Annotated in this window: 10 protein-coding genes; 5 read left to right on the top strand and 5 right to left on the bottom strand. The window is 72.3% G+C overall.

Features of this window, described 5'->3' with window-relative positions:
• The first annotated feature begins 95 nt into the window (after positions 1 to 95).
• The 3 genes from J7W19_RS25610 to J7W19_RS25600 all read left to right on the top strand — a co-directional run bounded on the left by J7W19_RS25610 (position 96) and on the right by J7W19_RS25600 (position 2,460).
• Positions 96 to 320, top strand: coding sequence for a hypothetical protein (locus J7W19_RS25610; RefSeq protein ID WP_078587883.1), 225 nt, complete (start codon positions 96 to 98; stop codon positions 318 to 320).
• A gap of 127 nt (positions 321 to 447) precedes the next feature.
• The gene (locus J7W19_RS25605; protein ID WP_201768209.1) at positions 448 to 1,638 is read left to right on the top strand and encodes a radical SAM protein; all 1,191 of its coding nucleotides are present in this window, start codon (positions 448 to 450) and stop codon (positions 1,636 to 1,638) included.
• Between the two features lie 21 nt (positions 1,639 to 1,659).
• Entirely contained in the window at positions 1,660 to 2,460 is an 801-nt protein-coding gene (locus J7W19_RS25600) for a hypothetical protein (protein WP_004942422.1), read from the top strand.
• A 313-nt stretch (positions 2,461 to 2,773) separates the two neighbouring features.
• Here J7W19_RS25600 and J7W19_RS25595 read toward each other — a convergent pair whose 3' ends face one another.
• Both J7W19_RS25595 and J7W19_RS25590 read right to left on the bottom strand, forming a co-directional pair.
• Positions 2,774 to 3,112 carry a helix-turn-helix domain-containing protein gene (locus J7W19_RS25595; RefSeq protein ID WP_078587893.1) on the bottom strand — a complete coding sequence of 113 codons (339 nt, stop codon included), beginning with the start codon at positions 3,110 to 3,112 and terminating at the stop codon, positions 2,774 to 2,776.
• Positions 3,113 to 3,183: 71 nt separating this feature from the next.
• Complete coding sequence (locus J7W19_RS25590; RefSeq protein ID WP_078587881.1) at positions 3,184 to 3,456, bottom strand: thiamine-binding protein; 273 nt, start codon at positions 3,454 to 3,456, stop codon at positions 3,184 to 3,186.
• Positions 3,457 to 3,892: 436 nt separating this feature from the next.
• Between J7W19_RS25590 and J7W19_RS33870 the strand changes: the two genes are divergently transcribed.
• Positions 3,893 to 4,474 (top strand): transposase, encoded by a 582-nt coding sequence (locus J7W19_RS33870; protein WP_004942417.1) that lies wholly within the window; start codon positions 3,893 to 3,895, stop codon positions 4,472 to 4,474.
• Between the two features lie 123 nt (positions 4,475 to 4,597).
• Complete coding sequence (locus tag J7W19_RS25580) at positions 4,598 to 8,467, top strand: type I polyketide synthase (RefSeq protein WP_201768208.1); 3,870 nt, start codon at positions 4,598 to 4,600, stop codon at positions 8,465 to 8,467.
• Between the two features lie 299 nt (positions 8,468 to 8,766).
• Here J7W19_RS25580 and J7W19_RS25575 read toward each other — a convergent pair whose 3' ends face one another.
• The 3 genes from J7W19_RS25575 to J7W19_RS25565 all read right to left on the bottom strand — a co-directional run bounded on the left by J7W19_RS25575 (position 8,767) and on the right by J7W19_RS25565 (position 11,827).
• The gene (locus J7W19_RS25575) at positions 8,767 to 10,251 is read right to left on the bottom strand and encodes a helix-turn-helix domain-containing protein (protein ID WP_004942411.1); all 1,485 of its coding nucleotides are present in this window, start codon (positions 10,249 to 10,251) and stop codon (positions 8,767 to 8,769) included.
• Positions 10,252 to 10,321: 70 nt separating this feature from the next.
• Positions 10,322 to 11,299 carry a hypothetical protein gene (locus J7W19_RS25570; RefSeq protein WP_004942409.1) on the bottom strand — a complete coding sequence of 326 codons (978 nt, stop codon included), beginning with the start codon at positions 11,297 to 11,299 and terminating at the stop codon, positions 10,322 to 10,324.
• A gap of 21 nt (positions 11,300 to 11,320) precedes the next feature.
• A complete protein-coding gene (locus tag J7W19_RS25565; RefSeq protein WP_004942407.1) occupies positions 11,321 to 11,827 on the bottom strand; it encodes a hypothetical protein in 507 nt (168 codons plus the stop codon).
• Positions 11,828 to 12,324 lie beyond the last annotated feature (497 nt).

Here is a 12,324-nt window from a genome sequence, read left to right as displayed (position 1 = left end):
CCGGCGGTGACGCACGTCCCCCGCATGGACCGGCCGGCTGACTCGCCTCTGCGGCTCCCGCCCTGTTCCTGCCCCACCGGTCGGCAGAAGGACGCATGAGCTGTTCGATGCCGCACAGCAGCGGCCCCTGGACGTCGCCCAGCTCCGCCTGCATCCCCTGTGACCTCAAACGGAGCGAACTCAGGGAGTTGCAGGTGGAGTTGTGCGCGGTCGAGAAGGCAGAGGACAACTTCCACCTCTCGGCGCTCAGAAACGAGCACGACGAGCTGTTGCGGGGCCTGGGGAGCCACTGCCGGCCGAGCGGCTTGACGAGCCGCTAAGTCCTTGAGCTCCCGGCTGCCGCGGGTAGCGCCAGCGGTCTCCTCACTCCGCTGGAGATCGCCCGGCAGGCGGGGCCCCGCTTCGTCGAGAGCTCAGGCTTGCCGAAACGGGAAGGGCCCTCCCGTTTTGCTCAAACTGGTCGCGGCGATCGTGTGGGCCCGCACAAGCCACCGCTCCCTCCGGGAGCGGGACGAGATCGGATGGCTGCGGAAGGGGTGGCGCGATGGCCTCTACGGCGGCACTGACGGTGCGCAATGCCGTGGCGTCGTCGTGAGCGGGCCACGTTGCCCGTCCGGCTGGCTCGTGGCTGAACTCCAACCCGACCGGTGCACCGTCCAATCGCGCAACGGCGCAGAAAACCAGGGCTGCGCCGTAAACACCAACGAGCGGAAGGGCAGGTCAGTGACCACCGAAGCGTTAGCGATCGAACAAACCAACGTAGAATTTCTGTGGCTGGATCTGACGCGTAAGTGCCAGCTCTCTTGTTTGCACTGTTACAACGCGTCGGGGCCGGACGGTTCGCACGGGGACATGTCCCGTGAAGACTGGCTCGGCGTCCTTGACCAGGCCTCTGCCGGCGGCGTCCGCGACGTCCAGTTCATCGGCGGCGAGCCGTCCATGCACCCGCACTTCGCGGAGCTGGTGGACCACGCCCTGACCATCGGTCTGGCCGTCGAGGTGTACAGCAACCTCGTCCACGTCTCGCCGGTCCACTGGCGCCTGTTCCAGCGCGAAAGGCTGTCCCTCGCAACGTCCTACTACTCGCGCAAGGCGCCGGACCACGACAAGGTCACCGGTCGCCCGAGTCACGCCAGGACGCGCGCGAACATCGTCAAGGCGCTCGCCCTGGGCATCCCGATCCGAGTGGGCATCGTCGGAATCGACTCGGAGGCCATCGAAGAGGCCAAGGCCGACCTGAGGTCGATCGGCGTCAGCCGGATCGGAGCCGACCGCATCCGCGAGTTCGGACGGGCCTGCGGGGAGCAGGAGCCGGACGCAGCCAACCTGTGCGGCGGTTGCGGTGACGGGCGGGCTGTGGTCGACCCGTCCGGCACCGTCGCCCCTTGCGTCTTCTCGACCTGGATGGGTGTCGGCAACGTCCACGACGCCCCGCTGACCTCTATCCTGAACAGCCCCGAACTGTCCGAGGCCGTTTCCTCCCTCCGTGAGGTCTGGGGGTGGGGGAACAAGGACAAGGACAAGGACAACCAGGAGTGCCGACCGGACTGCGTCCCGAAGAACCCGTGCGACCCGAGGTGCGAACCAAACTCGGCGTGCCGCTTGGGAACGCCGACTACATGCCGGCCTAGGTTCTGACCTGGTCGAAAAGGGGTCGTTTTGACTGAGCTGCCCGACGGGCATTTCCGGCAACTCATCCACCCATACACGGGTGAAGTCGGGCGAGTCCATGTCCCGAAGCAGGGTTTCACCACCGACTTCGCTGCGGTCATCGACAGCGAGATGGGGCCGTTCTTCGTCAAGGCCATGATCAATAGGCCAGGAGGGCGACGAGACTCCATTCTCCGGGAGTGGGCGGTCAACCCGTACGTACAATCCCTCTCACCCCGGGTGCTGTGGAGTGTCGTAGGGGATGACGCCGGGTGGATCATTCTTGGGTTCGAAGTCATCGAGGGACGTGACGCGGACTTCGAACCCGGTTCGGCGGACCTACCCATCGCCGTGGACCTCCTCAACCGTGCGGCGAGCCTGGCGCCACCCAGCGCAGCGCGGAACTGGAAGGAAGAACGATGGGACGCCTACGTGAGAAGCGAAGACGAGTTGGCGTTCTTCCGCGGTGACGCTCTACTGCACACCGACATCAACCCGTCCAACGTGATGGTCGGGGATGCTGGTTCGTGGCTGATCGACTGGTCATGGCCCACTCGCGGGGCCCCGTTTATCGACCCGGCCTGTTTCGTCGTGCAACTGGTCTCCGCCGGCCACAGCCCGCGGTCGGCGGAGGGATGGGCGGCCCGCTGCACCGCGTTCGCTCACGCGGATACGAAGGCGATTGACGCGTTTGCCGCAGCCGACCTGCGCATGCACCGGGCCATCGCCGCCCAGCACCCCCAGGAGAAGTGGTTGCAGGCACTCGCGGACGCAGCCCAGGCGTGGGCAGCACACCGAGGGGTCTCCTGAGCCAGGCGGTGAGGCACTGAAGCCCCGGCTCATACCGGGGCGTCATCCTGCGTTCGGCCCCGACCTGCCGAAGCGGAGACTACTGACGGCTCGGACGGCCATCGGCGACAGGTCGATCACCGTGGGCCGGCCGTCTACCTCCGAGACGGGCATGTCTGGAGCTTGCCCGTCTCCTTAGCAAACCGATAGGAGGCGCGAGCGCCCCGACTGTTTGCCGGCCGAGCGCTCTGCACACCTCATCTATCCGTGAACGTGGTGCAGCATGCCGCGCCACGACGCGCGCGGAGCGCCCGGGCGGTTCAAGGACCCACCTTCAGCGCTGCTCCCCGCGCTCCATGGCGCGTCGCTCGTCTTGGGAATTCAGGTAGTTGTAGACGGTGAACCGGCTCACCCCCAGCGCCGCCGCGACCTTTTCCACGCCGTGGCGGAGGGTGAAGGCGCCGCGGGTTTCGAGGTTGCGGACGATGGACTGCTTGGTTTTGCGGTCGAGTCGGGCGAGGGGGGCGCCGTGGCGGCGTTCGAGGTCGGTGAGGATGCGGTCGAGGGAGTCGGCGAGGTGGGGGAGGCGGACGGCGAGGACCTCGTGGCCTTCCCAGCTGAGGACCACGTCGTCCGGTAGGGCCTCGGCCGGGTCGAGGAGGAGGCCGCCCATCGCCTCCACCAGGGGGGTCACCGCGGCGCGGAAGCGGTCGGCGTCCGGGGAGGGGCCGGGGGGAGGGGTCGTCACCGGCCGGTCCCCGGGGTGGCGTCGGGTGCGTCCAGGACGTTCACCTGGAGCGAGACGCGCGTCGCGCCCGCGCTGATCGAGCGGCGCAGCAGCTCGCCCACGGCGGCGAGGACCGCTTCCGCGCCGCCCTCGGCCGTGTTGCCGAAGGGGCCGACGTCCACGTGGTCGAGGCCGGCCGTCTGGACCACGTCGCGGGCGACGACGGCGTGCGGGGGCGGGCGGTCGAGGTCGAACGGTTCCGTGGTGAATTCCACTCTCAGTCGCACCATGCCGCCACGGTATCCGGCCCGGCGTCTCACTTGGCCGCCGTCCAAGTTTGTACGTTCGGAAGAGGGTTCACTCTGCGTCGGCGGCGACCGGCCGCAGGCGCCACGCTCGGTGACGGGGTCGGACGGCGGGGCGTGGGAGTTCCCCGTCGGTTTCCACGACCTCCCTGGCGGACGTGCCACCAAGTGAGACATGAAAAACATTTGGTGACGTGGATCACATTGCCGCTTCTGTGATGGTACATCCATCATTGTGTTGGCCAACGATTAAAGGGCACTCTTTCGGGATCTCGGGCCACACGTCCCGAATGCCCGGCAGGCAAAAGGCAGTTGCCGAAAGACGCCGGCCCGGTCCCCATCGCCGTGGACACCGGCCGGAGAACGACGCGCACCCCCCGTTTCCCCTACCGCGTGCACACGTGATTACGGAGAAAACGAAGTGAGCTCACCCGCGTTATCCACCCGCCCGTCGGCGCCGGACTTCCGGAGCCCCCTCGCCCTCTCCCTGCCCGCGCCCGCGCCGACCGTCCTCACCGGACGCCTCGTCCCGGACGACCTCTGGCACCTGGCGAAGGAGGCGATACCGCCCACGCCGAAACGGCCACAGGGTGGCGGGCAGCGCCGGGTCGACGACCGCGAGGTGCTGGCCGCCATCGTGTTCGTGGCGGGATCCGGCTGCAGTTGGCGCCGGCTGCCCCCGGTGTTCGGCGCCTCCTGGCAGACCGTGCACCGCCGGTTCACCGAATGGAGCGCTGCCGGTCTCTGGGACCTGCTGTGCGCCGCCGCCGAACACCGCGCCGCCGGGGCGCGCACCGACTGGACGCTCACCGTCTGCCGCCGCATCCGCGCCCGCGCCGCCTCCTCCGCCGCCTCCGGATCGCCCATACCACCCGGATCACCCGGCTCCTCCAGCTCGTGGGTCTCCTCCGCTTCCGCGAGCCCGGCCGTCCGTCCTGCCGACGGCCCCTCACCGGACGCCCTCCGGCGCGTGCCCGTCACCGTCGGCGTCGCGGCCCGCTGAGCCGTTCCCCCTCGGACCGAACTCGGGCCGAACCCCCTCGCCGGAAACACCTGTGCCGTTTCCGGCCCCGCTCCCCCATCACCCACCCACCCTTTGCCCTTCCAAACGAACGGAATGACGCGCATGCTTCAGCAGCGAGAATCGGTCGCGCTCATCGGAATCGGCTGCCGGTTCCCCGGCGGCATCGACTCCCCGGAATCGTTCTGGAATTTCCTCTCCGGCGGCCAGGTGGCCGTCGAACCCACTCCCGAGGACCGCTGGCGTCCCTACACGAAGATCAGCCCGGAGTTCTCCGAGGCTTTGCGCCGTGCCGACCGGCCGGGCAACTTCATCGGTGACGTCGACGGTTTCGACGCCGAGTTCTTCGGAATCACGCCGCGCGAGGCGGAGTTCATGGACCCGCAGCAGCGCCTCGTCCTCGAAGTGGCGTGGGAGGCGCTGGAGCACGCCGGCATGGCGCCGCGCTCCGTGGCGGGCTCCGACGCCGGCGTCTACATCGGCACCTGCTCCGACGACTACGGGCGGCGGCTGCTGGAGGACCTGCCCCGGATCGAGCCGTGGACGGGCATCGGCGCCCAGCTCACCGGCATCGCCAACCGCGTCTCGCACGTCCTCGACCTGCACGGCCCCAGCTTCGTCCTGGACTCGGCCTGCTCGGCGTCGCTGGTGGCGGTGCACCTGGCCTGCCAGTCGCTGCTCACCGGCGAGACGTCCCTCGCCCTGGCCGGCGGCGTCAACATCATCCTCTCGCCCGCGTACACGCTCACCCTGGAGGCGGCCGGCGCCCTCTCCCCCGACGGCCGCAGCAAGCCGTTCGACGCGGAGGGCGACGGGTACGGGCGCGCCGAGGGCTGCGGCGTCCTGGTGCTCAAACGGCTGGCGGACGCCGAGCGGGACGGCGACCGGATCCTCGCCGTGATCCGCGGCTCGGCCGTCGCGCAGGACGGCGCGACCAACGGCATCATGGCCCCCAACCCCGACGCCCAGCGCGACCTGCTCCGCCTCGCCTGGGAACGGTCCGGCCTGGACCCGGCCACCGCCGGCTACATCGAGGCCCACGGCACCGGCACCCGGCTCGGCGATCCGGTCGAGGCGTCCGGTCTGCACGCGGTGTTCGGCGCCGGGCGGCCGGACGGCAAGCCGTGCTGGATCGGCTCGGTGAAGTCCAACATCGGCCACGCCGAACCCGCTTCCGGCGTCGCCGGGATCATCAAGGCCACCCTGATGCTGCGCGAGGCGGAGCTGGCGGCGACGGTCCTGACCAGCGAGCCGAGCCCCGACATCCCCTGGGACGACTGGGGGCTGCGGCTGGTCACCGAGCACCAGCCGTGGCCGAAGGGCGACACCCCGCGCCGGGCCGGCGTCTCCGGGTACGGGTACGGCGGCACCATCGGGCACATCGTCCTGGAGGAGGCGCCCGCCGCCGAGGAGCCGGCCGCGGAACCGGAGGGCGGTGCCGTCCGCGCGTACCCCCTCTCATACCGCTCCCGCGCCGGGATCACCGCCTACGCGGGCCGCCTGGCCGACTGGCTGGAACAGCACCCCGGCACCCCGCTGTCCGCCGTCGGTTACACCCTGGCCACGCGCCGCAGCCACCTGGAGCACCGGGCGACCGTGGTCGCCGACGGCCGCGCCGAACTCGTCGCGCGGCTGCGGGAGCTGGCCGCCGACGACAGTGCGGAACGGCAGGTGGACGGCGTCGTCACCGGCGCCGTACGACCCGGCGGCGGGGCGGACGCCGGGACGGTCTGGGTGTTCTCGGGGCACGGCTCGCACTGGTCGGGCATGGGGGCCGAACTGCTTGCCGAACGGCCCGAGTTCGCGGCCGTCATCGACGCTCTGGAACCGGTGTTCCGGGAGGAGCTGGGCTTCTCGGCCCGGCAGGCGCTGCTGGACGGCGACTTCGACGCGGTCGACCGCGCCCAGTCCATGATCTTCGCGATGCAGGTGGGCCTCGCCGAGGTCTGGCGGGCGCACGGGCACCGGCCGTCGGCCGTCATCGGGCACTCGGTGGGCGAGATCGCCGCGGCCGTGGTGGCCGGGGCGCTGAGCCTGGAGGACGGCGCCCGGCTCAGCGGCCGTCGCTCGGCGCTGCTGCGCCGGGTGGCGGGCAGGGGCGCGATGGCCATGGTCGGACTGCCCTTCGACGAGGTGGCGGCGCGGCTGGCCGGCGACGAACGGATCTCCGCGGCCATCGCGTCCTCGCCGCTGTCGTCGGTGGTCTCCGGCGACGCGGAGGCCGTGGCGGCGCTGGTCCGCGACTGGCAGGCCGAGGGCCTGCCGGTACGCAACGTCAACTCCGACGTCGCCTTCCACAGCCGCCACATGCTGGAGCTCACGGACGGCCTGCGCGACGCCCTGCGCGAACTCGCGCCGCGTATCCCCGAGGTGCCGCTCTACACCACGGCCCTCGCCGACCCCCGCTCCGACGCCCCGCACGACGCCGCGTACTGGGTGGCCAACCTGCGCGAACCGGTCCGGCTCGCACAGGCGGTGACCGCCGCCGTCGAGGACGGGTACCGCCGCTTCCTGGAGGTCTCGCCGCACCCGGTGGTCTCCCACTCGATCGGCGAGACGCTGGCGCACCTGGACGTCACCGGCGCGCACATCGGGCACAGTCTCCGCCGCGACAAGCCCGAACTGCGCACGCTGCTGGCGGGGTTGGGCGGGCTGCACGCCCACGGCGCGGAGATCGACTGGTCGCTCCACCACCCGGCCGCGCCCCCGGCGGAGCTGCCGCCGGTCGTCTGGCAGCACCGCAGGCACTGGCTCGACGCCGTGCTGCCGGCCGCCGCGGTCGTCTCCCACCAGCACGACATCAGCGGCCACACGCTCCTCGGCGCCCCCGTGGACCTCGCCACCGCCAACGGCACCGCGCTGCGGGTGTGGAACACCGTCCTGGACGAGGCCAGCCGGCCCTTCCCGGGCGGGCACTCCCTGCACGGCGCCTCGATCGTCCCCGCCTCCTCGATCATCCACACCTTCCTGGAGGCCGCCCCGGGCGTCGGCGGCAGCAAGGCGCTGTTCGACCTCTCGCTGCGCTTCCCCATCGCCCTCGCCTCGGCACGTGAGGTGCAGGTGGTACGGGAGGGGCTGAATCTGCGGCTCAGCACCCGGGCCGTGGGCGCGAAGGGCGGCCCCGGCAACTGGCTGACGCACACGTCCGGTTCGACCATGGCGGACAGCGCCGTACCGTTCCCGGACGCCTTCCTGACCGTACGGGCCCCGGAGGACCTGGAGACCGCCGACCCGTCGGTGGTGATCGGCCGGCTGGACGCGATCGGCGTCGAGGGCATCGCCTGGCCGTGGGAGGTGCGCGAACTCCTCAAGGGCGAGAACGTCCTGCGGGCCGTGATCCACGCTCCCGCCGTGCCCGGCGACCAGGTCACCTGGGCGCCGCTGCTGGACGCGGCCCTCGGCGTCGTCCCCGTCATCTACGGCGGGCCGCCCACCGTCCGGATGCCCGCCCATATACGCGAGGTGCGCGTGGTGGGCGAGGCGCCCGAGACGGGTGTGGTGGACATCCGGCTCGTGGATCCCGAGACGGACACCGTCGACATCGTCATCAGCGACGAGAGCGGGCGGCTGTGCGCCTGGCTGCCAGGGACGCGGTTCGGCGCCCTGCGCTCGGAGGCGCCGGCCGGGCGCGCGGCGGAGGCCGAGGCGGACGCCGGGGCCCCCGAGGCCGCCGCCCCCGTCGACTGGCGCGCGCTGCCCGCCGACGTCCTGGCCGCCCGGATCGACGAGGAGGTCTGCGGACGGCTGGCCCGCGAGATGAAGATCCCGGCGGCGGAGCTGGACCGCGACCGGCCGCTGACCGACCTCGGGCTGGACTCGGTGATGTCCATGGTCGTCTGCGGGCAGTTGGAGAAGCTGCTCGGGATCCGGCTGCCGGTGACGGTGCTGTGGAACCACCCGACGGCGGGTGGCCTCGCGGCGTACGTGTCCGGGCAGTTGGGCGCGGACGAGACGGCGGCCGCGCCCGCGGCGTAGGGCGCTCCGCCCCGCGCCCGCGGGCGGGCGGGAGGGCGGTACGGACGTGACACGTCCGGTCCGTGTGCGACTCGACGTCGTACACGGGCCGGACGACGTGCGTTCCCGCTTCCGGACGTCGTACGCCCCCGGGCGGCCGGACGGGCCGGCCCGTTGAGCCCACGGACGTTCAGACCCAAGGCCGTTCAAGGCCAAGGCCGTTCAAGGCCAAGGCCGTTCAAGGCCAAGGCCGTTCAAGGCCAAGGCCGTTCAAGGCCAAGGCCGTTCAGACCCAAGCCCCGTCCAGGCCCAAGCCCCGTTCACCCCCCGCCCGCGAGCGTCACCGCCCGGCGTGCCAGCCACAGGTCGTACCGCGCGCTGGGCGAGCGGAGCAGGGACCGCCCGAGGACCGTCTCGATGCGGGCGAGCCGTTTGCGGGTGGCGGTGGTGGAGAGGGAGAGCGTGGTGGCGGTCGGGCCGAGCCGTCCGTCGTTGCACAGGTAGGCGGCCAGGGTCCGGTCGAGTTCGTCCGCCGCGGGTCTCGTCCGGATCGGGTGGAGCTGCTGGTGGGCCCAGGCCACCGCGGCCGGACGCGCCAGGAGGTCGTCGAGGGAGTGCGCGGCACCGGCGTCCCGGTGGTCGAAGGGCAGGGCGTCCGCGCGGAGGGCGAGGGCCAGGAGGGACTGGTCGGCCAGCCGGTCGAGGTCCAGGTCCAGCAGCTCTCCGATGTGCTTGAGGCGAGCGGACAGCGTGTTCCGGTGGATCTTCAGGTGGGCGATCGCCTGCGAGGAGAAGGCCAGCCAGGACGCCGCCGTCGCCACCAGGGCCCCGCCGTCGGGGTCCTGGGCGCGCTTCGCCGAGTAGGCGTGCAGCGGCGCCAGCACCTCCCGCGCCCAGGCCGTCGCCGTCGCGCCGATGGCCAGCGCCAGGTCCGGCCGGCCGGCGAACCGGGCGTGCCGGGCGGGCTGGTCGCGGGAGGCCGCGAGGGCGTGGAACGCCTGGGCGTAGCCGGTGGCGGTGTCGCTCAGTGGCAGGTCCTCGCTCGCGCCCACCCGGCAGTCGTCCCGGAGCGCGGCGAAGGTCTCCTCCAGCGCCGGAACGGCGGCCGGCGCGATGACGAGGATGTGGTCCGAGTAGACCGGGCAGCGGACGACCCAGGCGCTCTCGGCCGCCTCGGCGCAGCGCGGCGCGAGGTCGTCGCGGACCCCGGGCGGGCATTCGACCACGTAGAAGCGGATCGTGGCGGGCAGTTGCGGGGAGAGCGCCCCGGCGACCTGCCGGGCGACCGTGATGTGACCGTTCATCAGCAGGTGCAGCACCGCCTCCCGGTTGAACGCCTCGGTGCAGGCGAGCCGGCGGCGCATCCGCTCGGCGTGCTCGGCCTGCCAGCACAGGCTCATGACCGACGCGGCGTCGGCGAGCAGCGCGGGCAGGCGGTCCGGTACCGGCCGGGGGGCGACGGCGGCGAGGACCGGCGGGCGGATGCCGCGCGGGCCGTCCAGGAGGACGAGCAGCACCGTGTGCCCGTCGCCGTCGATGGCCATGGAACGGAGGTTTCTGGAGGCGAGTTCGCCCAGGCCGCACCGGAGGAGCCGGTCGGCCTCGTCGGCCGCACCGGCCGGATCGGCGGTCGGCGCCGGGGCCCCGCCGGTGACCAGCCGCACCCGGGCGCCGGTCCGGTCGGCCAGCCAGCGCAGGAGCGACCGGGTGCCGCCCTTGCGGGCCGCGCGCTGCATGGCCAGCACGTCCTCCGCGCGCTGTGCGCGCCGGACCGCTCCCTCGTCGACCGTCGCCCGCATGTCCATGCCACCCCCGGTGGCAAAGGGTACATCGAACGCCGAATAGAGATCACTAACGGTTTTTCCGGACGCATCCTCAGGACTTCCCCTCCACCACCCGCCGGGCGGTGGCCAGCGTGCGGTCGAGGGCGCGCCGTTCGGCGGCGAGGGTGGCCGCCTCCCGGGCGACGACGTCGTTCTGGAGGCGGGTCTCGGCGGTGTGCCAGACCTCGGCGACACGGTGTGCCGCGCGGCAGTCGAGATCGGCGACGGCGGTGGCGATCTCCTCGCGGGTGACGCCCCGGGGGCCGGGACGGAAGGCGGGGTCGTCGTTGGCGTCCATCGGCGCGGCGTAGCGGAAGCCGCGCTCGCGCATGCAGCCGGACCACCGGGCGAAGACCCGCCGGACGTCGGGTTCCTCCATGGACCGGGGGTAGGAGGCCGTCATGAGCCGGGCCACGAAGGGGGACACCCCCTGGGTGGCGGTGCCCAGCGTGCGCTGCGCCTCGCCGGCGCAGCCGCCGTCGGGCACCGGCTTGCCGGCGACCACGCCCTTCCGGGCCTCGGGGCCGGCGGCGGCCAGCACGTCCGGGGGCAGGCGGGTGCCGGACACGACGACGGGGGTGTCCGGGGACGGTCGCGGCAGCTTGCCCCGGGCCCGCAGCGCGGCGTCGTAGCGGGCCTGCTGGGCGTCGTCGACCTGGTAGCCGCGGCGGGCGGTGAGTCCGCGGTCGTGGATGCCGTAGCGCCAGTCCATGACGTTCTTCGGCCCGAGCGGCGGCAGTTCGGGCTCGGGGGTGAGGGTGATGCCGTAGCGGCGGGCGCAGTCCCGGGTGAGGGTCTCGCGCGCCCGGCCGATGGTGCGTGCCTGGGCGTCGGTGGGCAGGTAGCGCATCAGCGGCAGGGTCCAGGTGGCGGGGTCGTCCGCCGGCGGCCGGTCGGGGGATCCGGGAGCGGCGGCGGGGGCCGCGGGGGCCACCGCGGACCCGTGGTGCGTGCCGGAGCAGCCGGCCAGGACGGACAGGATCAGGGCCGCGAGGGTGGCCGGCAGGGCTCCGCGGTGGCTCGGTCGCATGGTGGGTACCGGACGCCGTCGTCAGCAGGCGTTGAAGTCGATGGACTTGTTGTTGTTGTACGTGGCGGAGAGGTTCATGCCGCTGTTGGGGGCGATCCGGTCGCTGGCGCCCCGGTACCAGGAGTTGTAGAAGACGGTGGCGCAGTAGCCGCGGTACCAGTTGTACGCCGACGCCGAGTTGTTGCCCACGACCTGGCCGGCGCCCTTGCCCTTGTCGCAGTACCTCAGGGGGACGTCCCCGCCGCCGCTGCCGCCGATGTGCATCACGGTCAGGTCGTGCATCGGGTGGCCGATGTTGGTCCAGGCTCCGCCGGAATTGGAGTTGAAGTAGAAGCGGAAGCGGAACTCCTCCGACTGGTCGGCGCACCTCTCGGGGTTCTGGTAGGTGCTGTAGTCGTACTCGCTCCTGCCGGTGGGGTTGCCCTCGGCGCCGGCGGTGCCGACGGAGCCGAGGGCCGCGGCGGCGAGGACGCCGGCGAACGCCATCGCGCGGAGCCGGCGGCGGGGTGCGGGGGTGGAGGCGGACATGCGTGGTTCTCCTCGTCAAGGAAGCGGCGGGAAAGGGGAGTAGGGGCAAGTAGGGGCAAGTAGGGGGAAGTAAGGCGAAGTAAGGCGAAGTAGAGGCAAGCGGCGGGACGTCGGGAGACGCCGGGCGAGAGACCGGCTGCCGGTGCGGTCACGGTCCTCGCGCCCGCCGACCGGAAAGCTACGGCACCGGCCGGGCCGCACCCAGGCCCTGCCTGCACAGTGAAGCGGTGCTTCCGGTGCCGTCGTGCACAGTGAACGGCGGCGCCCGCGCCGACGCCGTACACCGGCGCGGCGACAGGAGCGGACCCCGGCGGGGACACCGTCCGGCGCGCCGCCCCGGCGTCGCCTCGTCACTGTGCGAGGGCGCACCGGAACGGCCGGTTCACTGTGCACACGGAACCTAGGTGCCCCCGGGTTGTTGCCCTAGCTTTCTGGGCAGCGGCCGGCCGGGAAGCGGACCCCCGGCCGCGGCGCGCGGGCGGAGCTCCGCCCCGGAT

Source organism: Streptomyces mobaraensis NBRC 13819 = DSM 40847, from assembly GCF_017916255.1.
GTDB lineage: Bacteria > Actinomycetota > Actinomycetes > Streptomycetales > Streptomycetaceae > Streptomyces > Streptomyces mobaraensis.
This window is presented reverse-complemented; position numbering and strand designations above follow the sequence as displayed.